This window comes from Coprococcus sp. AF99-45 (assembly GCF_027663865.1).
GTDB lineage: Bacteria > Bacillota > Clostridia > Lachnospirales > Lachnospiraceae > Allocoprococcus > Allocoprococcus comes.
Map to the genome: position 1 here is coordinate 45334 of NZ_JAQDGZ010000009.1, position 21294 is coordinate 66627.

The window sequence follows — 21294 nt, forward strand, 5'->3', positions numbered from 1 at the left end:
ATGAAAAAAGACAATGTAATGAAAAAGCTTTTTAAATATATCGGAAAATACTGGATCCTCCTGATCCTCAGCATCATCCTTGCCGGAATATCAGTGGTTCTTCAGCTTTATGTGCCGGTTCTCTTCGGTAATGCGATCGATGAGATCGTAGCAGCGCACAATGTAAACTTTACCCAGATGTGGCTCTATCTGAAGCAGATTCTTCTGTTCGTAGTGATCGCTGCAGCCGCAATCTGGATCATGAACCTTGTCAATAACCGCATGACCTATCATATTGTACAGGATATCCGATCCCAGGCAATCCGCCACATCCAGAAGCTTCCGCTTTCTTATCTGGACCAGCACAGCACCGGCGATATTGTGAGCCGTATCATTGCCGATACTGATATCCTTTCTGACGGATTACTGCTCGGATTTACCCAGTTATTTTCCGGCGTTGTGACCGTTGTTGTAACCTTGATCTTCATGTTTTCCAAGAACGTGTGGATCACTTTGATGGTCATCCTTCTGACACCACTCAGCTTCCTGGTGGCAAAATTTATTTCCTCACGCTCTTTTACCATGTTTAAAAAGCAGAGTGAAACCCGTGGAAAACAGACTGCTCTGATCGAGGAAATGATCGGAAATCAGAAGGTTGTCAAGGCATTCGGATATGAGGACAAGGCTTCAAAGCGTTTTGATGAGATCAATAAAGAACTCAAAGAATATAGCCAGAAAGCCGTATTTTACAGCAGCCTTACCAATCCGTCCACCCGTTTCGTAAACAACATTATTTACGCTGCCGTAGCACTTGCAGGTGCATTCCTGATCCCGCTTGGAACCCTGACTGTCGGCGGTCTTTCCGTACTGCTTTCTTACGCGAACCAGTACATGAAACCATTCAACGACATTACATCCGTAATCACGGAAATGCAGAACGCCCTTGCATGTGCGACACGTATCTTTGACCTCTTAGAAGAACCGGAAGAAGTAAACGATTCTTCTGAAGTACTTGAGAAGGTGGATGGAAATGTGGATATCGACCACGTAGATTTCAGCTATGACAAGAGTAAATCTCTGATTGAAGACTTTAACCTTCAGGTTGAATCTGGTATGCGTATTGCGATCGTAGGTCCTACCGGATGCGGAAAAACAACATTTATCAACCTCCTGATGCGCTTCTATGACGTGGATTCCGGAAAAATCTGTATCGACGGTAAACCGATCGATGAGATTTCCCGACATTCGCTCAGAAAGAGCTTCGGTATGGTGCTTCAGGATACCTGGATCAAATCCGGTACTGTCCGTGAAAATATCAGCTTCGGAAAACCAGATGCCACGGATGAAGAAATCATCCGGGCAGCAAAAGAGGCAAAAAGCTGGGATTTCATCCGCAGACTTCCGCAGGGACTTGATACCGTCCTGCATGAGGACAGCATCAGCCAGGGACAGAAACAGCTCCTGTGTATCACAAGAGTTATGCTCTGTCTGCCGCCAATGCTGATCCTGGACGAAGCGACTTCAAGTATCGATACCCGTACCGAACTGCAGGTACAGGAAGCATTTGATAACCTGATGAAAGGTCGTACAAGCTTTGTCGTTGCACACCGCCTGTCTACGATCCGCAACGCTTCCCTGATCCTCGTCATGAAAGACGGTAAGATCATTGAGCAGGGAACCCATGAAGAACTTCTGAAAGAAGGCGGCTTTTATAGTCATCTGTATAACAGCCAGTTCCAGGCAGTGTCATAAAAGGATAACGGTGCTTGAGCGGATTCGTCGGAAACATCCAAAACAGTTAAGGATGGATTCATGGAAGCACCAGATGGTGAGATTCCATTTGATTAATTCAGAATAAATGGTTGGAGAGGCTGCCCTTTGCCGGGGCATCCTCTTTTCCATTTTACAGAAGAAATCAAAAATTACAGGTATTCGACCTAACGAAATCGTGATATAATGAGCGCAAGAGAGCCAACATGCTTGCATGATTGGCAAACGGCGAATTGGATCATGATAGTTGCGAAGCAACGGTCATGATATAATCAAAATATATTTGAATGAGAAATATGGAGATAGCTTATGGGCGTAAGTTATAACAGATTGTGGAAAATGCTCATAGATAAAAATATGAAGCGAATAGAGATGCAGTACCTCACTGGAATCAGTGGAAATATTCTTGCCCGGATGGGGAAAAATCAGTATGTATCAATGGAGACGATTGAGAAGATCTGCAAGAAGCTAGACTGCACTGTTGATGAGATGATGGAATTTACAGATGATGAGTAACAGGAGGTTAACTTCCCGTTTATCGGGAAGTCGCAGAGAACGAAAAAACGGTATTTGGAGGTATTCACTATGAAAAAGATTATAACCGTAATGCTTTGCATTGTGCTGGTTCTTCTCTTTGCCGGATGCGGAAAAGACGGCGATACATCAAAAGTGGAAATTGATTATGGAACATCTTCCGTTTATTCAAAAGAAGAAATAGACTCTGCCATTGAGATTATAAAAAAGCAGTTCACTTCGTTTGAGGGCTGTGAATTGCATAGTCTTTCTTATATGCCCGATGAAGAATGCAACAATGCAGATAACATTGAATGGATGAACAATTTAAGAACGGATGATAATAAAGAAGCCTTTACGCAATGTATTGCATTTGAAAGCAGTTTCCGTTCGCCGAAAAAAGGTGGCGGTGCATGGGAAGCTAACGAAGAATACACTTGGTCATGGTGGCTTGCACGGAGTGAAGGCGGAGAATGGAATCTGATGACTTGGGGTTATTGATAAGAGTAGAAAATTCCAGTATTATTGACCAAGAAATTAAGGAGGATTCATTATGAGTGAGAAAACAGAGATTACTTTCATGCAAACAAGATTAATCCGGCTTGCTTCAGAAGAGTGGCATTTACCTGTTGAACAGATTATCCTCTTGTTTAAAGAAGCCGATGTTCTTGGATATATAGAAAAATGCTATGGGATTTTTCATTGTGAAGGTGATGAAGCTGTGCTTGAAGATATTACTGAATTTTTGCAAAGAAATGGCAAGGTATGATATCATTGCAGGAAAGATTGCGGATGATGCAACAAACGCTACCCTTACTGCTTATCTTGCCGGGGCTTTCGGGACAGCAGGCGATAAGGAAGCAGACGATTTCTGCATCAGACAGTTGCTGCCCAATAAATTAAAAGATCAATATTGCTTTAAAACGGAAGCAGCTATTGAGTGTCTGAAATTTGTGAAAGGTGAGAAGATATGGCTGAAGTAACAATTCCAAAAGAAAAACTGGATTATACAATCGACCTTCTTATCGCTATGGTGACAGAAGAAATCGCAGAAGAGACGGGCAAGGACAGAAAAGAGGTATTGACAGATTTTCTATGTTCAAAGACAGGAAAAGCACTGTATGATGAGAAAACAAAACTGTGGTGCAATGGTCCGGCATATATAACCGAATTGTATAGGGAAGAATTAAAGAAATCCTGATATGGAATGTGAGTTTAAATTTATACAACAATGGCGAGCAAAACTTTTATTCCATATAGCGCAACAATTAAATATTTCAAAAACGCTGAGGTCAGCATTTCCTAATCATGGAACAATGACCTCAGTTTTTTATACCAGGAATCGGCATTCATGAATCAGCCGGTTCTTTTTATTTCTCCAGATACGTGTTTTTGTATTCTTCACGAATTGCTTCCGGCACAAGACTTCCGCCTGTTGCCCATGCAATGTGTGTCGCATTTTTCATTTTCTCTCCAAGATGATTCTCCTGTAAATATTTACGTGCAGATTCATTCCTTTCAATCTGTATTGGTCCTTCAAAAGAAGCACAAGCACTTGGCTCAAGAAAAATGTTCTCTGTTCCGAGAAGGTCTCTCATGTAATCATATAATTTTCCATCGCGGATAGTAAATTCGCCGCCAAGCAGATTCTTCATTACTCTGCCTACAAATCCAGAAGGACGTCCCACGGCAAGCCCATCTGCATGGGTAAGTCCGGTAAGCCCAATATCCTGTACGGAAATCTCCTGGTTCAGTCCGGTTGCCATTCCGACTAGCATACACGGTGCCTGTGTCGGTTCTATGAAAAAGCAGTGTACATAATCTCCGAACAGCAGCTTAAGTCCAAAGCATACACCACCCGGTGCTCCGCCTACTCCGCAGGGAATATATACAAAGAGTGGATGTTCCTCGTCTACTGCAACATTCTTTTCTTCCAACTGCTTTTGCAGACGTTTTGCCGCTACTGCATAACCAAGAAAAAGTGTTTTTGAATTTTCATCATCCACAAAGTAGCTGTTCGGATCTGCATCAGATAAAGCACGTCCGTTTTTCACCGCTTCACTGTAATCTGACTCATATTCCTTTACTGTTACCCCATGGCTTCTGAGCAAGTCTTTTTTCCACTGTTTCGCATCTGCTGACATGTGTACGATCACCTGATAGCCAACTGCTGCACTCATGATTCCGATACTCAGTCCAAGGTTTCCGGTGGAACCCACCTGAATGGTATACTTTTTGAAAAACTCTCTGCATTCTTCACTCGCCAGTTTCTCATAATTGTCTTCCAGACTCAAAAACCCATGCTCTAATGCAAGTTCTTCTGTGTGCTTCAAAATCTCATAAATACCGCCGCGTGCCTTGATCGAACCGGCGATTGCCAGATGGCTGTCCTGCTTTAATAATAAGTTTCCTTCCAGATTGCTGTCGTATTTCTCATTCAGCAAATCCTTCATCTTCGGAACCGGTGTCAGAACAGATTCAATGATTCCGTTTTTCTCCTTTGTTTCCGGGAAACATTTCATAATGAACGGTGCAAAACGCTCCAGTCTGCGCTCGGCATCTTCTACATCTTCCATACCAAGTTCGATCTGTTCCATTGCTTCCCCACAAGCTGATTTGTCCGGATTTTGCCAAAACACTTCTTTTTCACTGCGGATTTCCTTCAGAATCGGTGTTTTTTCTTCCAGCACTTTCAAATCAACCATTGCTTTCATACCTCTCTTTCCAAATGACTTTATTCATACCTATATATTACCTTATTTCTTGTATTATGCCTACCACAAAAAAACTGTCAATCCTAAAAAATAGTGTTATAATTAAAATATGTTTAAAAGAAACGGGGTAATAAACATGGGAAAAGAAAGATATTCTATTTTATTCAGCAGCATGACAGGCAATACAAAGGAACTTGCCGACGCGATCCGCGAAATACTTCCGGAAGAAACTCTCGATTATTTTGGCCTATGTAAAGATGCAGATCCGCAGTCAGAAATACTCTATATCGGCTTCTGGACAGACAAAGGAACTGCTGACGAAGCGACAACCACACTGTTAAAATCACTTAGAAATAAAAAAATCTTCTTATTCGGAACAGCCGGCTTTGGTGGAAGCGAAGAGTATTATCAGAAAGTACTTCACAACGTACGTGAAAATATTGATCCGAGCAATCAGATAGTAGGAGAGTATATGTGCCAGGGCAAGATGCCGATGGCTATGAGAGAACGGTATGTGAAAATGAAAGAAGATCCAAACCACAAACCAAATCTTGATATGTTGATTGAAAACTTTGACAGAGCTTTATCTCATCCGGATAAAGCTGATTTAGAGAAACTTCAAAAATCTGTTTTAAGATAAAAGAAAAACGATACCGCAGAAACTCTTATGAAAGAATTTCTGTAGTATCGTCTTTTTTTATTCTTCTACCTTCCACTCTCTGGTATCAAAGATGTGAAGATGCAGTGCTTCTGAAATATATCCCAACAATTCGCAGCCTGCGATACAGTTTCCTTTTTTGTCAAGAGACGGTCCGTAGATCCCGATTCCCATTTTCTTTTTCGACACGCTGAGGAGACCTCCGCCGACTCCACTCTTAGTCGGAATTCCTGTTCTTAATGCAAATTCCCCCGATCCGTCATACATTCCGCAAGTAAGCATAATGGTCTGAACCATCCGCACAGTTTGAGATGAGATCAGACGTTTTCCGGTGGAAAGCTGCACTCCGTCATTTGCCAGCAGAAGACCGAACCTTGCCAGATCTCTTGCATTTACCGACATGGAACACATCTTGGTATAAAAGGTAACACTTTCTTCTACATCGGTATCAATGATGTCCTTACTTTTTAAAAGATAGGCAATCGCCTTATTTCTTGCGCAGGTCGCCATCTCAGACTGAAATACGGCTTCGTCTATCGCGATCTCCGGATCTTCGCATACTTCCTGCATATACTTCTGCATATCTTCGATGGAATAATGGTTCACTAGCAGACTTGCAACCGTAATTGCTCCGGAATTGATCATCGGATTAAAGGGCCGGTTGCTCCGGTTATCCAGTTCTACCAGTGAGTTAAAAGCCTCTCCCGACGGCTCCACGCCCACATGATCAAACACAAACTCTGCTCCAAACGTTTCCAACGCCAGACACAGTGCCATTACTTTGGAAATGGACTGTATCGTAAATCTGTCCTCTGTATTTCCGGTCTCAAATTGATTGCCGTCTATTGTGTAAAGGCAGATCCCAAGTTTATTCTTATCTGCCTTGGCAAGCTCCGGAATATACGATGCGACACTTCCATACCGGATCACACCTTTTCCGATACGGATGGCATTTTCCAGTATTCTCGTAACTTCTTCTGATTTCATCATATTCTCCTTTTTCGCTCAGTCGTAATCCCCTACACCTTCTATTTCCTAAGTACTAACATACATCATTTTCCGGCTTCAATCAACCACCATTTTTTGCTGAAACCCGACGGAATAAGATAGACAAAAAAGTGCCCTCATTGTATATTATTAGTAGTTTAAAACTGGGGAATATGCAAAGGGGAAAATGTATCATGAATCTAATTTCACAATACAAAGGTCTTAGAAAAGAAAACTATGTCTTATGCTTCGGACGCTTTGTGACGGCCATGGGGGCAATGGTCCGTCCGATGCTGACGATGATCTTAAGCCAGAAGCTTGGGATGAATGCCGTGCAGGTTGCCTGGATCACGGCACTGATGGGGATCCTGACGATCCCGGCAAATCTGATTGGTGGAAAGATGGCCGATCGTTTTAATAAGAAAATGAATATCGTTTACCTGGATATGATTTCCGTCATTTCTTATATCATCTGCGGACTGCTCCCGCTGACGACAAAATCCATTGTGCTGATGTTTATCGCATCGACCTGCCAGAACATGGAAAATCCGTCCTACAATTCGCTTACTGCGGACATCACCCTCAGCAAGGACAGGGAGAGAGGGTATTCCCTCCAGTATCTGACAGCAAATCTCGGCGGCGTGATGGCTTCTGCTGTAGCCGGATTTATGTTTCGCAATTACTTATGGCTTGCATTTTTGCTCAGTGGAATTTCCATCGGCACTTCTTCTGTGCTGATCTATTTCTTTGTACAGAATATCACACCGGAAAAAGAAGAAAATGATAGCAACGCCATTTATCAGGCCGAACGCCACGGGGAAAGCCTGCTGACGATTCTTAAAGAAAACCGGCTTGTTCTGCTGTTCATTCTGATCACCAGCGGGTACACAGCACTTTACCAGATGTATAATTATCTCTTTCCTATGGATCTGATCCGTCTGCACGGGGATACCGGTGCGGTGATATTCGGAACAGTTACCAGCATCAACTGCTTTATCGTTGTTCTCTTCACACCATTTATCACCCAGATCCTGAAGCGATCCTCCGAACCGAAAAAGACAATCTACGGATTTTTACTGACACTGGTCGGCTACGTATTGTTCATCCTCTTTTCCGGGCACATCCCGTTCTATTATGCGGCAATGGTCGTACTGACATGGGGTGAGATTTCTTACATGCTGGCGGAAAGCCCGTACATGACCAGGCGTATCCCATCCAGCCACCGCGGAAGAATCCACGGGTTGATGGAGATCATCCGTATCGGATTTATGAGTCTGTACCAGCTTTTGATCGGATTTATTTACAAAAATCATACGCCAATCTTTACCTGGATCATCGTTCTTCTGACAGGAGTCGCATTCTTGCTTCTGGCTGTTATCTTAACGAAAGAGGACAAAAAACGCTATAAAAATCTGTATCGCAGATTATAATAATGATGTGAACGGCAAAATTTACTTTTGACACTTACATCATTTTAAAAAGTTATAACCAAAATAATACAGGCAAGACCAAGATTGGATTTTCTCCTTTCTCCGGTCTTGTCTGTTATTTTGCTTTCCACTATAATAAGAGTATCAAATACAAAGGAGTTTCATTTACCAGATTATGACCATCAAAGAAATCGCACAGCTCGCCGGTGTCTCCAGCGCAGCTGTATCAAGATATCTGAACGGCGGCTACGTCAGTGAAGGGAAAAAAGAACAGATCCGTAAAGTCATCGAAGAAACCGGATACCAGCCATCCGCACAGGCGCGTATGCTTCGTACCAAAAAGGCAAGCCTGGTGGGCGTGGTCGTCCCGAAGATCAATTCTGAATCCATCAGCCGGATCACTGCCGGAATTGAAAGTGTTCTCGCCGAAAGAGGCTATCAGATGCTTCTTGCCGGAACCGACAACACCCCTGCAAAGGAAGTAGAATACCTCCGGTTATTTGAAAATTATCCGGTGGACGGAATTATTCTTGTCGGTACGATATTCACCGCCGGTCACCGGAAATTTTTAAAAGAGACAAAGGTTCCTGTTGTCGTGATCGGGCAGCGCACCTCACACGCAAACTGCATTTACCACGACGATTACGGTGCAGGAAAGGCAATGGGACAGGCCGTTGCCGGATTCAGTAAAAAAGGAGTTGCTTACATCGGCGTTACCCGTGATGACAAAGCTGCTGGTGCCGCAAGAGAGGACGGATTTATCGCAGGACTCAAAAATGCAGGTGTCACGCTTTTCGAGGAAAATAAGCGAACCTCAGCCTTCACGCTGGAATCCGGATATGAGTCTGCTCTGGATCTTTTGGAAAGCAAATGTGATATCGATGTCATATCATGTGCAACCGATACCATAGCAGCGGGAGCAATCGAAGCCATTCAGACCTACTTAAAAAAGCAGATTCCGACAAATGCAGCCGATGCAGGTGCAAGAATGCGCTATATCCTTGAAAATACGTCCATCCGAGTAACCGGATTCGGAGATAACCAGATGTTAAAAGCCGTCACCGGAGGAATCCCAACCATCCATTTCGGCTACAAAACCAGTGGAATCCGCGGCGCAGAGCTACTTCTTGACAGTATTGAAAGAGGAGAACAGATCCCGATCGAGATGAAGCTCGGCTTCCGTCTTGTTGGAGCAGACCCTTCAGACTCCGAAAATCTTACCTGATTTTCCTGATTTCCCGGAGTTTCTTAAGGAAATGAAAGTTTCTTTCAACACTTTTCACAAAAAACAATATGAATTATCAGTAAAAATGCCATATTTACAAATGGCATTTTTTTTCATATTATTTAAGCATAAGATATGAAATCGATTACACATTGTATCTAAAGGAGGAGAGAATATGGATTACAGAAAAACCGCAAAGGAAATTCTGAATCATGTGGGTGGAAGTAAGAACATCGTATCTGCTGCCCATTGTGCTACCAGACTTCGCCTTGTCATTGCAGACAACTCGAAAGCGGATAAGACAGCACTTGAGAATGCAGACGGAGTAAAGGGTGTATTTGAAGCATCCGGACAGCTCCAGATCATTCTCGGAACAGGAACCGTCAACAAAGTATTTGATGAATTTATTGCAATCGCAGGCATCACAGCCAGCACGAAAGCAGAAGCAAAAGAAGCTGCTGCCGAAAAGCAGAACTGGTTTATGAAAGCCATCAAGCTTCTGGGAGACATTTTCGTACCGATCATCCCGGCGATCGTAGCCAGCGGTTTCCTTATGGGAATCATGAACGCACTGGATTTCATGAACAGTAACGGGTTCTTACACATCAGCACAACCAGCTCGATCTATGTATTTGCAACCCTTTTCAGTAACATTGCTTACACATTCCTGCAGATCCTGATTGCATTCTCCGCTGCAAAAGCATTTGGCGCAAATCCTTACCTTGGCGCAGTTATCGGTATGATTATGATCCATCCGTCCCTGCAGAACGCCTACACAGTTGCAACAGAAGGTGTTCAGCAGACACAGAGCGTGTTCTTCGGACTGTATCACATTGACATGGTCGGCTATCAGGGACACGTTATTCCGGTTGTCATCGCTGTATGGATCTTATCCGTACTTGAAAAAAAGCTTCACAAGATCGTACCGGAAGTTTTAGACCTTTTTGTCACACCGCTTGTCAGCGTATTCGTAACCGGATACCTTACACTTTCCATCGTCGGACCAATCTTCGTATGGGCTGAAAATGCAATCCTCGGAGCAATCCAGTGGATGCTGACACTTCCACTCGGACTTGGAAGTCTGATCATGGGTAGTTTATATGCACCGACCGTTGTTACCGGTATCCATCAAATGTACACAGCCATCGATATCGGACAGCTTGCAAAATACGGTGTAACCTACTGGCTGCCACTCGCAAGTGCAGCAAACGTGGCACAGGGTGCGGCAGCACTTGCCGTTGCTGTAAAATCAAAAGATCAGAAGATCAAATCCCTTGCACTTCCATCATCACTCAGTGCATTTATGGGAATTACAGAACCTGCAATCTTTGGTGTAAACTTAAGATTCTTTAAACCATTTATCGCCGGATGCATCGGTGGAGGATGCGGAGCCCTTTATGCTTCCCTTGTTCACCTCGGTGCAAAAGGAACAGGTGTAACCGGTATCTTCGGAATCCTGCTCTGCCTGAACCAGCCACTTCAGTACGTCATTGAGATGGCAATCGCAGTCGGTGTTGCATTTGCAGTATCCTTCGCACTTTACAAAGACAAGAAGAAAGAACCAGTCGCAGAAGCTCCTGTTACTGTTGCAGCTTCCGTAGAGGAAACAGACAGCGAAGAATCTGCTGCTTCCGAAACCAAAACAGCTTCAGACAATACAAAAACCACTTCTTCCGAAGAAGTGTTAAATGCTCCAGTAAATGGAAAGATCATTCCAAATGATCAGATCGCAGACGATACATTTGCAGCAGAAGTCCTTGGAAAAACCGTAGCGATCGAACCTGCTGACGGCATCATCACCGCACCTTGTGATGGCGAAATCGTAAGCATTTTTGATACCGGTCACGCAGTATGCATCCTGACTGACGGCGGCGCAGAGCTTCTGATCCATGTCGGAATCGACACTGTAAAAATGGATGGAACTGGATTTACAAAGAAAGTATCTGACGGTGCAAAAGTACACGCCGGAGACGTGCTGATCGAAGCAGATTTAAATGCAATAAAAGAAGCCGGACATCCGGCAACAACCATGATGATTCTTACCAATACAGATCTGTATGATTCTGTAGAATGTGCCGCACCCGGCACTGTAACCGGTAAATCATCTGTTATGAAACTTACGAAATAAAATAACTCATGACAAATAATCAGATTTGTCTCCCGCAGCAGGTGTCGGATATCCGTATCAATACGTTTTCCGAACCGTTGCCTGCGGAACTATTTCCAGGAGTGAATCAATATGAACGCATTAACCAGAGATTTTGTAAACTTAGTAAATACAGCAGAAGAGAACCAGACAGCAAAAGAACAGACATCCGGCACACAGTTCCGCGAGAAACTGCACCTGATGCCTCCGGTTGGCTGGCTCAACGATCCGAACGGACTTTGTCAGATGGATGGTGTGTTCCACGCATTTTTCCAGTACTCCCCATTTAACGCCGAAGGCGGTGTGAAAATGTGGGGTCATTACACCAGCACCAATCTGATCGACTGGGAATACAAAGGTGTATCCCTCTACCCGGATCAGCCATTTGACTGCCACGGTGTATATTCCGGATCTGCCTTCCTCGAAGACGGTACAATGTATCTTTACTACACCGGAAATGTCAAACTGGAAGATGGAGATTTTGATTATATCAACACCGGCCGTGAGGCAAATACCGTACTCGTCACAACCAAAGACGGAATCCATTTTGGCAGCAAAAAAGAGCTGCTCCGCAACAGCGATTATCCTTCTGACCTGACCTGCCATGTGCGCGATCCGAAGGTCTGGAAAAAGGACGATACCTACTACATGATCCAGGGCGCACGTACTAAAAATGATGTCGGTCAGGCACTGATTTTTGAATCCTCCGATAAAATAAACTGGCACTTCCGCAGCCGTGTAGAATCCGAAAAGCCTTTCGGTTATATGTGGGAATGCCCGGATTATTTTGAAACGGACGGCATCAAAATCCTTTCCTCCTCCGTCCAGGGCCTGGAAGGCAAAGAGTGGGCTGACCGAAATGTATACCAGTCCGGTTACTTCCTTGTGGACGGCGACATTTTAGATTCCTACAAATTATCCCCTTATCATCTGTGGGATTATGGTTTTGACTATTACGCTCCGCAGAGCTTCGAAGCAGAAGATGGAAGACGCATCCATATCAGCTGGATGGGAATGCCGGATTGCGAAGAATATACCAATCCGACCATCAAAGACGGATGGCAGCACTGCTTTACATTTCCAAGAGAAGTCTTCATAAAAGATGGCAAAGTCTGCCAGAAACCGGTTCGCGAGCTGGATGCAAAAAAACAACAGCTTCAGGATGTTCAGAATGAACTTACCCAGAGTGGCTGCCCGGTATATGAAGTAAATGTAGATGGAATTAAGGAGAATCATTTCCAGGCTGTCCTTTCAGATGAACTGATCCTTGACTATGAGAATGGACGGTTCCAGATGCATTTCACAACCAAAAGTAAAACTTCCGTATCCGCAGGCAGAAGCCTTCGCTACGCCGAAGTCGGCACTCTGGAAAATGTAAAAATCCTTGCAGATACTTCTTCCGTTGAAGTATTTGTAAATGACGGAGAATTCGTATTCTCTACAAGATATTATCCAAATGATTATAAGATTGTGGTGCATTCCCCAAGTGCTCACATTACATTCGATAAAATTCAGTAAATCGTATATGGGCAATTCCCCAAAGCTTCCCGTATACGAAAACGCCAGACGGGGTACAGCAATCCCTTTTCCTCCTTTGCATGCTGTATCCTGCCTGGCATTTTTTAATTCTGATTGTTACACAATCGCTTTTCCTGTAAATAAAAGCGAATAGAGCATACTGTTCAGTTCCGGATAGCTTTTCAGTTTTTCACGCAACGACTCAAACAGCATATTTTTTTCTGAAAGCAAAATCCTTACCGCTTCCAGAAATCCCTTCTTCTCCACCTTTTCTTTTTTTATTTCAAATGTTATACTTCATATACAACAAAAAACAGATAAAGGTAACGAAACACTATGTTAATCAGAAAAACACTTCCAGAAGATGTAGACACGATTTTAAATATTTTTGACACCGCACGCCAGTTCATGCACGCAACCGGAAACCCGACACAATGGAATGCAAATTATCCGGCTCTCGAAGATCTCGAACCGGATATCCAGAATGGTAACAGTTATGTCTGCGTAGAAAATGATAAGGTCGTTGCCACTTTTACACTTATCATCGGAGACGAGCCGAACTATCAACTCATTGAAAATGGAAGCTGGCGTTCCGAGGCTCCATACGGAACCGTTCACCGCCTTGCATCTGACGGAACAACCAAAGGGATTGCACGGGCTTGCTTTGATTTTTGCAAGACACAAATCTCACATCTGCGTGTAGATACCCACAAGGATAATCAACCAATGCAGGCTTGCTTTAAGCAGAATGGATTTGAAGAATGTGGGATTATTTACGTCAGTGACGGGACTCCGCGGATTGCTTATGAATTTATTAGGATATCTGAATAGAGGGGTATTTTTATGACAATCAATAGTATTTTAGAAGAAATTATAAATCTGTCAAAAAAATATTCTGCAACTTCAAATGATATCAACACAATTGAAAAATGTTGTCCGGGAAATGCTGGCGAATCCTCACGTTGACCTCACCAGAAAAATCCGAATCCTCTGGCGACCAGAATTGTATTCAATCCAGCAAAAATATCATCTGCCAGAATATAAGCAGGTGTCCGGCGCAGGAGAAAGTAACTTACACTTTCTCCTGACATCTGACACGGGATTCTTATTTTACTCTATTCCATATTCTTTCAGGAGTTTTTCTTGATACTCGGTATCTTTTGTTGAGCGTTCTAAATCACTGTATCTTTTATCTGCTAACAGATATCCGTTCAGTCGATTGATATTTTGTATCCCTTCATCACGCCCTTCTCTTCTTAATGTCTTCTCATGCAATTTTTTATTATATGTTGTCAAAATCATTTCCAACACCTCCGCTCGATGTTTCTTCAAAAAATCCGTCAACACATTCTGCCTGATACAGGCATCCATTGCTTTAGAAACCGCATCTTCCATTGTATCTTCCAACTGCATATATTCCCTGACACATCGCACAAATATTGCATACTCCTCCAGCCGTCTGCACTGATGCATCAGCTCCTGATTATGACCATAATTGATATTCAGCATAATCGCTGTACATTCCAGACACGATTTTTCATCATCTGTCGCTTCAAAACAATCAGACAGCTTTAATTCCATTGAATCTGGTTCATCCTTTGTTCCATTATAAAAAACAATGTACTTCGGTATCGGGAGCCGTAGTCTTTTTTCTCCGTATATATCCAGATCATTCTTTGCTACATATCCCTGATATAGCCTTCCGAAATAGAACACGCCACGTAGTGGCATATTGGGATTAAAGGTACTTTGATGTTCATACAGATTCATTGTACCACCCACCAGAAAGGATACATCATTTTTCATAGATAGATAAAGGACATCTTCTAATGTGTTTACTTCCAGATCATCAGGATTCTGATAGTCTGTGTGATTGATTGCATTATAAAGCTGCAACAGATCTTCTTTGTTATTAAAGATCATTCTCCATAATCGATCTTTATATTGCCGGTTATGAGTTTGTTTGTTATGACGAATCTTTTTCTTTTGTTTTCTCATTTCTGCCTCCATTATAATCGAAAAAGGTTAATAAGTAAATTCGTCATAACTCATGTTTCGTGTAGATATAAAATTTTATCTACAATAAATACACTCATATCTATATATGATTTGATTTTCTACATTCGCCTTATTTCAAATAATACTGGTTTCTCTTGGCAGAAGCAATTAAAAAATAATAAAATTTGTGTTATCATATTCATAAAGCTTTTAATCACTAACCATATATTTCCAGGAGGCTTAATTTCATGTACTATCCACTCGCACAACAAGAATTTGAATCTTACCTTAACGGATACGACCGCGAAAATGACCGCATAAAATTAAAAATCATCCACACCTACGGCGTTGTAAAACAGGCAGAAGAGCTTGCCGAAAGGATGCATCTTTCAACCGAAGACACCGACCTTGCAAGGCTGATTGCACTCCTTCACGACATCGGGCGTTTTGAGCAGTTAAAGCGCTACGACAGCTTTGAGCCTGGCACAATGGATCACGCTGCTTACGGTGTAAAAGTGCTTTTTGATGAAGGCATGATCCGCCGCTTTCTTCCGGATGACAAATGGGACTCCATCATTTACACTGCAATCGCCCACCACAGCGATTATGAACTCCCTGAAATCTCAGATTCGCAGACACTTTTACACGCAAAGCTGATCCGTGATGAGGACAAGCTGGACAACTGCCGGGTAAAGCTCGTAGACTCCACAAACACCTTTATTAACGTTTCTGAAGAAGAACTCGGTACACAGAACATAACCCAAAAGGTATACGAAACAGTTTTTAAAAACAAATGTATCCTTTCCGCAGACCGCGTCACACAGATGGATTACTGGGTATCTTATATTGTCTATTTCTTCGATATTAACTTCAAAGAAAGCTTTGATATCATAGCGGAAAATGACTACTTAAACCGCATTATCGACAGGATTCCATATAGCAATCCTTCTACAAAAAAGCAAATGGAAAAAATTCGGACTTATATGCAGAAGTTTATTAACTCACATACAGGCAGTCGGTTATCTTAACCTTCTTAGTTCACGAAATCAAGGAACTGACATACGCGCTTTCAGGAAAACAAATTCTAAGATTTATTTGCACCTTGAAAGCGTGTACATCATTTTCCTGTTTTTTTATCCTCCTATTGTATTATTTGTATTACATGGTATAATACAATCAAATCTCACAGAAAGGAGATGCCGATATATGATCATCAAGATCAACATGCAGTCCGAAGTCCCGATCTACCTTCAGCTGCGCAACGAGATTGTCAAAGGAATCGGGCGAGGGGAATTTGAGCCGGGGGAATCGCTTCCGACCGTCCGCCAGATGGCAACCGATCTCGGTATCAACACCATGACCGTCAGCAAAGCTTACCAGCTTTTGAAAACAGAAGGCTTCCTCGAGACAGACCGCCGTAAGGGAACAACCATCTGTTATCCCACTTCCTCTGCTCCACCAGATAACCGCTTTGACGAAAAGCTGGCAGATGAACTGGAACTTTTAAGCGCAGAAGCAAAGTTCCACGGCATGACTTTGACCGACTTCCTGGAACTCTGCCAGAGAACATTTAACGAAATGGAGGTAACAGCGAAATGATGATGCTGATTATATTTTTAATTACAGACATTTCCATGGTCGGCATCTTTGCCGGAGTCTATGGAAATATTGCAAAATACCGGGAAGGAATGCTGATGGGAGTCCATATTCCTAAATCTGAACTTGAACATCCCGACATAAAAGAGCTTCTCCAGCTTTATAAAAAGCACAACCGCCAGTTTTATTTGTGGAACATGCTTGCAGGAATTGCGGTATGCCTGCTTTGCTTTACTTACTTTTCTATTTTTATTACCGTATGGACACTGTGGTTCGTAGAATTCTGCCTTCTTACCATCCTCCGTGTCTATCATTATCACCAGAAAGTATACGACATTAAGCAGAAAAATGGATGGATCAGCTCAGCAAATGCAGATGTGTCCGCTGCAGTGGATACCCGTACTTCCTCACAAATTGCGAAAAAGATACTGCCGGCAAAGCTTCATCTGATCCCGGCTGCAGTGATTCTGATCCCTCTGTTTTTCCCACAGGTCCGTACTTATCTGCTGACCGAAAGTGATGGAAGAGTCATGCTTCTCTGCACAATTCTTGTCGCGGCAGCTTACATGGGTACCGGCTATTTATTCGCCCATATGCCAAACAAAATTTACAGTGAAAATTCACAGATCAACCTGCAGATCAATGCACTGGAAAAGCGTTTATACACCATATTCCTTTTTGTCTCCAACATTTGCAATACCGGCGCCTATCTCGGGATCATCCGGGATATTGCATCCAGCAACTGGATTGGCGGAGTTGGAATGGGCATCTACATTTTCCTCGAACTGATACCGGCTGCCATCATATTGATCATGTTTTTCTGGCTGCGTAAGGAAAAAGAGCGGATCCTCTCCCAGGACAGCACACCATTTTATATTGATGATGACTATTACTGGCGAAAAGGCTGGTACAACAATCCAAATGACAAACGGTATTTTGTACAGGACCGTGTGAACAGCATGAATTATTCTCTGAACTACGGACACCCTTCTGCAAAATATGTCACCGGAGGAATGCTCGTCGGCACCGGACTTCTTCTCCTCTGGATGTGTATCCTCTGTATCCGGATCGATTTTACACCGATCCGCCTGACGGAAAATGCTGCCCAGTATTCTATTACATCCGGCTATAAAACAGCAACCTTTGCTCTCGCTGATGTGGAATCAGTAACTCTTCTGGATAATCTGCCGGATGAAAAATTCTACCGGTCTGATGGTTCCGAAGATAACAGCAAACTTCTCGGTAATTTCCGTGGCAGCAAAACCGGACATTGCCAGATGTATATCTGGATTGAACATCCTCCGGTTCTTCAGATAAAGACAACAGATACCACCATTTTTCTGAACAGCAGCAACGAAGCACAGACTAAAGAATGGTACAATCAGTTAAATGATGCAATTTCTTCGAATAAATAAGCCTTTTTCATTACCATAACAATTCATAATATGAAATATCTTGTAAAGCATAACGCGCCATGCTACAATCATGTTAAAATGTTGGGGGGCAAAAATATACGGATTTCACAAAGATAAAAAAGTTCAGAAAGGACTGTAGACAATGACACTTCAAGAATGTTATGTAAAAATTGGTGGCGATTATAATGATATTCTTCACCGGTTTATGAATGAAAATATGATACACAAATTTGTCCTCAAATTTCCGCAAGACAACAATATGGCTTTATTTGAAGAATCCTGGGCTAAAAAGGACTACGAAACCGCATTTCGTGCAATGCATACCTTAAAAGGTGTTGCCGTAAACCTTGGATTTACTGCACTTTACAATGTCAGCAGTGCTCTGACCGAAAAGCTCCGCAGCCAGGAATACGACAACCTTGACGGTTTGATCACCGATGTCAAAAAACAGTATGATATCGTGATCGAAGCAATTGCAGCCCTTGACTAAATCTTAAAACACTGACGATAAACAGGAAGAGACTGCTTCACCGCAGCCCCTTCCTGTTATGTTTCTCTATAGCTTTTTCTTCAGCATTTCCGGATTTGATGCATAGGAGAGAGCCGTCTCCGCTGTGATCCTCCCCTCTTTATACAGATTCAGAAGACCAAAATCCATCGAATGCATTTCTTCTTTATTAGACGAATACACGATCCCATCAATCTGCGGAACCTTATTGTCGCGGATCATATTGCGGATCGCCGGAGTGATCGTCATGATCTCAAATACCGGGACCTGTTTTCCATCCACTGTCGGCACAAGCTGCTGTGAAATTACAGCCTGCAATACCATGGACAGCTGAACTGCAATCTGCCTCTGCTGGTTTGCCGGAAATACATCAATGATACGGTCAACCGTATTTGCTGCTCCGATCGTATGCAGGGTAGAAAATACCAGATGCCCGGTTTCCGCTGCTGTCATTGCCACATCGATCGTCTCATAATCACGCATTTCACCAAGCAGGATCACATCCGGGCTCTGCCGGAGCGAAGCACGTAGTGCATTGACATAGCTTTCCGTATCCACATTGATCTCCCTCTGGCTTACAATACTTTTATCATGCCGGTGCAGATACTCGATCGGATCTTCCAGCGTAATGATATGCTTTTCCATTGAATGATTGATCTTATCCACCAGACAGGCAAGCGTAGTAGATTTTCCACTTCCCGCCGGGCCCGTCACAAGCACCAGACCTTTTGACAGATTATAAAAGCTCATCACAGGATCCGGAATCCCGATCTCATTCGGCTCCGGCAGTTCAAATGTGATCACACGGATAACGGCTGAGAGCGCACCCCTCTGTTTGTACGCACTGACACGGAATCTCGAAAGTCCCGGAACAGCAAAAGAAAAATCATCATCTCCTTTTTCTTCAAGAACCCGGATGTCCCGTCCTCCTGCCAGCTTATATAATTCCTCAACGCATTCTTTCGTCTGCGGCGGCATCAGCTTTTCTTCCTTCTCCCTGCAGATTCTTCCATTTGCCCGATAAGAAACCGGAAGACCTGCTACAACAAATATATCCGATGCATGATTTAAAACTGCCTGCTGAAGCAGTACAATGATATCCATAGCTCAAACTCCTTTCGCATCAGTCACTTCCAAGGACCGGAAGTGTTGACTTTTCTTCCCATTTCTCAGATGCTGACTCTTTCCATTTTACAACCTTCTGCGTTCCCTTTACCGGATCTGCCAGGATCTCGACTTCCAGATTCTGACTGTCCGTGACCGGAACCATATAGGAAATATCCAGATTCGCTCCGTCTTCCTCAGCTGTCACGCCCTCAATCTGTCGAATCGCAAATACAGGATCCTCTTTTGCAAATGCATCATCGATCTGCGCCATGATCTGCGCCGCTTTTGCATTTGCCTCACAATACGCCGTTTCCCGACCGGCAAGCTGCTGACTATAACTCTGATCCCTTTTTGCACTTGACAGTGAGAGTGTGGCAAATGTCACCAGACACAGGATTACAAAGATCACAAGCAGGTACGACGTTCCGATCTGAATCCCCGGGTATGATCCCCTTTTCTTTCTCTTCATCCTGTCACTCCCTTTCCGTGCCTGTCATCCGGTCTGTTTCCACCGAATAGATTTCTTCCGGCTGTTCTCCGGACAGGCGCTGCACCGTAAATGTTCCATGCAAAAGCTTCCCATCCGGCTCCACCCGGATCACGATCTCATACGAAGCCTCATCCTTACTGCATTCCTGCCAGTCTGCGTCATAGAAGACCTCCGTGTCCTCCGTCAGCGCATCTGCAAGAAAAAGCTCTGTATACCCGGAAACCTTCTCAAGCGCCGTATTCAGTTCCTGTGTCTCGCGGCTGGTCGTGTGCGCCTTCACAAAAATCTGCACACACACCGCAGAAGCAAGGCAGAAAAATAAAATTGCAATCATCAGTTCCAGCAAAAACAGGCTGGAACGCTTTGCCGGTGTCTGTTCCATAAATCTTCTCCCATCTATCTTGCAGCGCTCTTCACACTGACAAATGTATCTGTCTTTTTCCCGTCTTCATTTTCACAATACAGATGAAAAATCCCATCTGAAGTTTCCTTAGCCTCGAAGTCCTTTGTTGCCAGGATCTTCCGTCCATCGGATGCTTTTGCTTCCGTTCCATCCCGGACAAAAAGCTCTCTTAAGTATCCATCATACGCATACAGATATGTCACATAATCCTTCTCATCATAACGCTGCCGGATCACGAGAGCATTTTCCCCATCAAAGGTTCCGTCTGCTATCGCACCATTTTCATCATTCTGGTGCATTTTCTCCGTCACATAGGCAAGTGCCGTCCGTCCCGAATAGGAAGCTGACGAGGTCTTCACCTGCCGGCTGTAAAATCCCGATGCAAGAACCACAATGGCGACCGATGATGCCGCCAGCACGAAAAAGACTGCAAGAGGAAAAAGAAAATCAATCACATGCTTTTTTTCATTTCTACGCTTCATGCCCATTTCCTCCTATCGTTCGATCACCGTAATGTCCGGAAGAATATTGGCACCGGCAATCTGATAATCAATAAAAAACTGCTTCTTGTCATACTGGATCCCACAGTTTTCCGTCAGATCATCAAGCGTCTCCGGATAGTGTCCTTCCAGCGCATAGTACTGCGTCACACCACGCCAGAGTGCATTTTCCAGACTTTCCTTCTGCCTGCGTCTTGTCGTGTCCGAAAGCCTTTCAAATCCACTGAAAAAAGCACTGCAGATACATACAAACAGCAGAAGGGACAGACAGAAATTCCGAAGTGGGTGCTGCCGTTTTCCGTGATAAAACCGTTCCCGTTCTTTTCTCCACATAGCA

The 21294-nt window shown here is 43.5% G+C and carries 25 protein-coding genes; 16 read left to right on the forward strand and 9 right to left on the reverse strand.

All coding sequences use genetic code 11. From position 1 onward, the window contains the following. The 6 genes from PGR14_RS08550 to PGR14_RS08575 all read left to right on the forward strand — a co-directional run bounded on the left by PGR14_RS08550 (position 1) and on the right by PGR14_RS08575 (position 3463). A complete protein-coding gene (locus tag PGR14_RS08550; RefSeq protein WP_242856279.1) occupies positions 1-1731 on the forward strand; it encodes an ABC transporter ATP-binding protein in 1731 nt (576 codons plus the stop codon). A gap of 327 nt (positions 1732-2058) precedes the next feature. Further along, positions 2059-2265, forward strand: coding sequence for a helix-turn-helix domain-containing protein (locus PGR14_RS08555; protein ID WP_005341250.1), 207 nt, complete (start codon positions 2059-2061; stop codon positions 2263-2265). A gap of 69 nt (positions 2266-2334) precedes the next feature. Next, positions 2335-2763 (forward strand): hypothetical protein, encoded by a 429-nt coding sequence (locus PGR14_RS08560; RefSeq protein ID WP_055248699.1) that lies wholly within the window; start codon positions 2335-2337, stop codon positions 2761-2763. A gap of 52 nt (positions 2764-2815) precedes the next feature. Then, the gene (locus tag PGR14_RS08565; protein WP_055248701.1) at positions 2816-3031 is read left to right on the forward strand and encodes a DUF3791 domain-containing protein; all 216 of its coding nucleotides are present in this window, start codon (positions 2816-2818) and stop codon (positions 3029-3031) included. Beyond that, complete coding sequence (locus PGR14_RS08570; protein ID WP_242859496.1) at positions 2988-3245, forward strand: DUF3990 domain-containing protein; 258 nt, start codon at positions 2988-2990, stop codon at positions 3243-3245. Before PGR14_RS08565 ends, PGR14_RS08570 begins: the two co-directional genes overlap by 44 nt. Continuing rightward, a complete protein-coding gene (locus tag PGR14_RS08575; protein WP_055155952.1) occupies positions 3233-3463 on the forward strand; it encodes a hypothetical protein in 231 nt (76 codons plus the stop codon). Before PGR14_RS08570 ends, PGR14_RS08575 begins: the two co-directional genes overlap by 13 nt. Positions 3464-3632: 169 nt before the next feature. Here PGR14_RS08575 and PGR14_RS08580 read toward each other — a convergent pair whose 3' ends face one another. Further along, a complete protein-coding gene (locus tag PGR14_RS08580) occupies positions 3633-4976 on the reverse strand; it encodes a D-serine ammonia-lyase (RefSeq protein ID WP_270223258.1) in 1344 nt (447 codons plus the stop codon). 136 nt (positions 4977-5112) lie between these two features. Here PGR14_RS08580 and bilS point away from each other — a divergent pair, with 136 nt between their 5' ends. Beyond that, a complete protein-coding gene (gene bilS, locus PGR14_RS08585) occupies positions 5113-5616 on the forward strand; it encodes a flavodoxin family protein BilS (protein ID WP_022220512.1) in 504 nt (167 codons plus the stop codon). A gap of 57 nt (positions 5617-5673) precedes the next feature. Here bilS and glsA read toward each other — a convergent pair whose 3' ends face one another. Then, positions 5674-6621: a glutaminase A gene (glsA, locus tag PGR14_RS08590; RefSeq protein ID WP_022220511.1), complete on the reverse strand. Its 948-nt coding sequence runs from the start codon at positions 6619-6621 to the stop codon at positions 5674-5676. A gap of 194 nt (positions 6622-6815) precedes the next feature. On the opposite strand from glsA, the gene PGR14_RS08595 reads away from it, so the two are divergent. The 4 genes from PGR14_RS08595 to PGR14_RS08610 all read left to right on the forward strand — a co-directional run bounded on the left by PGR14_RS08595 (position 6816) and on the right by PGR14_RS08610 (position 12940). Then, on the forward strand, positions 6816-8051 hold the full coding sequence (locus tag PGR14_RS08595; RefSeq protein WP_055248703.1) for an MFS transporter: 1236 nt from the start codon (positions 6816-6818) through the stop codon (positions 8049-8051). A 175-nt stretch (positions 8052-8226) separates the two neighbouring features. Then, positions 8227-9276 (forward strand): LacI family DNA-binding transcriptional regulator, encoded by a 1050-nt coding sequence (locus tag PGR14_RS08600; RefSeq protein ID WP_055248705.1) that lies wholly within the window; start codon positions 8227-8229, stop codon positions 9274-9276. A gap of 175 nt (positions 9277-9451) precedes the next feature. Continuing rightward, on the forward strand, positions 9452-11404 hold the full coding sequence (locus tag PGR14_RS08605; protein ID WP_055248706.1) for a PTS beta-glucoside transporter subunit IIBCA: 1953 nt from the start codon (positions 9452-9454) through the stop codon (positions 11402-11404). A gap of 111 nt (positions 11405-11515) precedes the next feature. Continuing rightward, entirely contained in the window at positions 11516-12940 is a 1425-nt protein-coding gene (locus PGR14_RS08610; RefSeq protein ID WP_055248708.1) for a glycoside hydrolase family 32 protein, read from the forward strand. 117 nt (positions 12941-13057) lie between these two features. Here PGR14_RS08610 and PGR14_RS08615 read toward each other — a convergent pair whose 3' ends face one another. Next, positions 13058-13207: a hypothetical protein gene (locus PGR14_RS08615; RefSeq protein ID WP_242856285.1), complete on the reverse strand. Its 150-nt coding sequence runs from the start codon at positions 13205-13207 to the stop codon at positions 13058-13060. Between the two features lie 69 nt (positions 13208-13276). On the opposite strand from PGR14_RS08615, the gene PGR14_RS08620 reads away from it, so the two are divergent. After that, the gene (locus tag PGR14_RS08620) at positions 13277-13771 is read left to right on the forward strand and encodes a GNAT family N-acetyltransferase (RefSeq protein ID WP_008371216.1); all 495 of its coding nucleotides are present in this window, start codon (positions 13277-13279) and stop codon (positions 13769-13771) included. A 279-nt stretch (positions 13772-14050) separates the two neighbouring features. Here PGR14_RS08620 and PGR14_RS08625 read toward each other — a convergent pair whose 3' ends face one another. Further along, complete coding sequence (locus PGR14_RS08625; RefSeq protein WP_055248710.1) at positions 14051-14938, reverse strand: Rpn family recombination-promoting nuclease/putative transposase; 888 nt, start codon at positions 14936-14938, stop codon at positions 14051-14053. A 248-nt stretch (positions 14939-15186) separates the two neighbouring features. Here PGR14_RS08625 and PGR14_RS08630 point away from each other — a divergent pair, with 248 nt between their 5' ends. The 4 genes from PGR14_RS08630 (at position 15187) to PGR14_RS08645 (ending at position 18439) form a co-directional block, all read left to right on the forward strand. Further along, positions 15187-15966 (forward strand): HD domain-containing protein, encoded by a 780-nt coding sequence (locus PGR14_RS08630; RefSeq protein ID WP_270223260.1) that lies wholly within the window; start codon positions 15187-15189, stop codon positions 15964-15966. 178 nt (positions 15967-16144) lie between these two features. Then, positions 16145-16537 (forward strand): GntR family transcriptional regulator, encoded by a 393-nt coding sequence (locus PGR14_RS08635; RefSeq protein WP_117824020.1) that lies wholly within the window; start codon positions 16145-16147, stop codon positions 16535-16537. Next, entirely contained in the window at positions 16534-17949 is a 1416-nt protein-coding gene (locus PGR14_RS08640; RefSeq protein WP_270223261.1) for a hypothetical protein, read from the forward strand. The genes PGR14_RS08635 and PGR14_RS08640 overlap by 4 nt, the downstream gene beginning before the upstream one ends. Before the next feature lie 142 nt (positions 17950-18091). Next, positions 18092-18439: an Hpt domain-containing protein gene (locus PGR14_RS08645; RefSeq protein WP_055261853.1), complete on the forward strand. Its 348-nt coding sequence runs from the start codon at positions 18092-18094 to the stop codon at positions 18437-18439. 66 nt (positions 18440-18505) lie between these two features. On the opposite strand, the gene PGR14_RS08650 is transcribed toward PGR14_RS08645, so the two are convergent. The 5 genes from PGR14_RS08650 to PGR14_RS08670 are packed head-to-tail and all read right to left on the reverse strand — an operon-like array spanning position 18506 to position 21290. Next, a complete protein-coding gene (locus PGR14_RS08650) occupies positions 18506-19561 on the reverse strand; it encodes a type IV pilus twitching motility protein PilT (protein ID WP_055261851.1) in 1056 nt (351 codons plus the stop codon). A gap of 19 nt (positions 19562-19580) precedes the next feature. Further along, on the reverse strand, positions 19581-20033 hold the full coding sequence (locus tag PGR14_RS08655) for a hypothetical protein (RefSeq protein ID WP_173686825.1): 453 nt from the start codon (positions 20031-20033) through the stop codon (positions 19581-19583). A gap of 4 nt (positions 20034-20037) precedes the next feature. Next, positions 20038-20436 (reverse strand): hypothetical protein, encoded by a 399-nt coding sequence (locus tag PGR14_RS08660; protein ID WP_270223263.1) that lies wholly within the window; start codon positions 20434-20436, stop codon positions 20038-20040. Between the two features lie 14 nt (positions 20437-20450). After that, positions 20451-20939, reverse strand: a complete 489-nt coding sequence (locus PGR14_RS08665) for a DUF4860 domain-containing protein (RefSeq protein ID WP_044998830.1) — start codon at positions 20937-20939, stop codon at positions 20451-20453. Between the two features lie 12 nt (positions 20940-20951). Then, positions 20952-21290 carry a hypothetical protein gene (locus PGR14_RS08670; protein WP_008371196.1) on the reverse strand — a complete coding sequence of 113 codons (339 nt, stop codon included), beginning with the start codon at positions 21288-21290 and terminating at the stop codon, positions 20952-20954. Positions 21291-21294: the final 4 nt, after the last annotated feature.

Bases quoted from the DNA above. Each gene is read 5' to 3' on its own strand.
- PGR14_RS08560 (WP_055248699.1), top strand. From the start codon at position 2,335: ATGAAAAAGATTATAACCGTAATGCTTTGCATTGTGCTGGTTCTTCTC.
- PGR14_RS08665 (WP_044998830.1), bottom strand. From the start codon at position 20,939: ATGAAGCGTAGAAATGAAAAAAAGCATGTGATTGATTTTCTTTTTCCT.
- PGR14_RS08655 (WP_173686825.1), bottom strand. From the start codon at position 20,033: ATGAAGAGAAAGAAAAGGGGATCATACCCGGGGATTCAGATCGGAACG.
- PGR14_RS08580 (WP_270223258.1), bottom strand. From the start codon at position 4,976: ATGAAAGCAATGGTTGATTTGAAAGTGCTGGAAGAAAAAACACCGATT.
- PGR14_RS08600 (WP_055248705.1), top strand. From the start codon at position 8,227: ATGACCATCAAAGAAATCGCACAGCTCGCCGGTGTCTCCAGCGCAGCT.
- bilS (WP_022220512.1), top strand. From the start codon at position 5,113: ATGGGAAAAGAAAGATATTCTATTTTATTCAGCAGCATGACAGGCAAT.
- PGR14_RS08660 (WP_270223263.1), bottom strand. From the start codon at position 20,436: ATGGAACAGACACCGGCAAAGCGTTCCAGCCTGTTTTTGCTGGAACTG.
- PGR14_RS08610 (WP_055248708.1), top strand. From the start codon at position 11,516: ATGAACGCATTAACCAGAGATTTTGTAAACTTAGTAAATACAGCAGAA.
- PGR14_RS08670 (WP_008371196.1), bottom strand. From the start codon at position 21,290: ATGTGGAGAAAAGAACGGGAACGGTTTTATCACGGAAAACGGCAGCAC.
- glsA (WP_022220511.1), bottom strand. From the start codon at position 6,621: ATGAAATCAGAAGAAGTTACGAGAATACTGGAAAATGCCATCCGTATC.
- PGR14_RS08605 (WP_055248706.1), top strand. From the start codon at position 9,452: ATGGATTACAGAAAAACCGCAAAGGAAATTCTGAATCATGTGGGTGGA.
- PGR14_RS08650 (WP_055261851.1), bottom strand. From the start codon at position 19,561: ATGGATATCATTGTACTGCTTCAGCAGGCAGTTTTAAATCATGCATCG.
- PGR14_RS08630 (WP_270223260.1), top strand. From the start codon at position 15,187: ATGTACTATCCACTCGCACAACAAGAATTTGAATCTTACCTTAACGGA.
- PGR14_RS08595 (WP_055248703.1), top strand. From the start codon at position 6,816: ATGAATCTAATTTCACAATACAAAGGTCTTAGAAAAGAAAACTATGTC.
- PGR14_RS08550 (WP_242856279.1), top strand. From the start codon at position 1: ATGAAAAAAGACAATGTAATGAAAAAGCTTTTTAAATATATCGGAAAA.
- PGR14_RS08635 (WP_117824020.1), top strand. From the start codon at position 16,145: ATGATCATCAAGATCAACATGCAGTCCGAAGTCCCGATCTACCTTCAG.
- PGR14_RS08620 (WP_008371216.1), top strand. From the start codon at position 13,277: ATGTTAATCAGAAAAACACTTCCAGAAGATGTAGACACGATTTTAAAT.
- PGR14_RS08575 (WP_055155952.1), top strand. From the start codon at position 3,233: ATGGCTGAAGTAACAATTCCAAAAGAAAAACTGGATTATACAATCGAC.
- PGR14_RS08640 (WP_270223261.1), top strand. From the start codon at position 16,534: ATGATGATGCTGATTATATTTTTAATTACAGACATTTCCATGGTCGGC.
- PGR14_RS08565 (WP_055248701.1), top strand. From the start codon at position 2,816: ATGAGTGAGAAAACAGAGATTACTTTCATGCAAACAAGATTAATCCGG.
- PGR14_RS08625 (WP_055248710.1), bottom strand. From the start codon at position 14,938: ATGAGAAAACAAAAGAAAAAGATTCGTCATAACAAACAAACTCATAAC.
- PGR14_RS08555 (WP_005341250.1), top strand. From the start codon at position 2,059: ATGGGCGTAAGTTATAACAGATTGTGGAAAATGCTCATAGATAAAAAT.
- PGR14_RS08645 (WP_055261853.1), top strand. From the start codon at position 18,092: ATGACACTTCAAGAATGTTATGTAAAAATTGGTGGCGATTATAATGAT.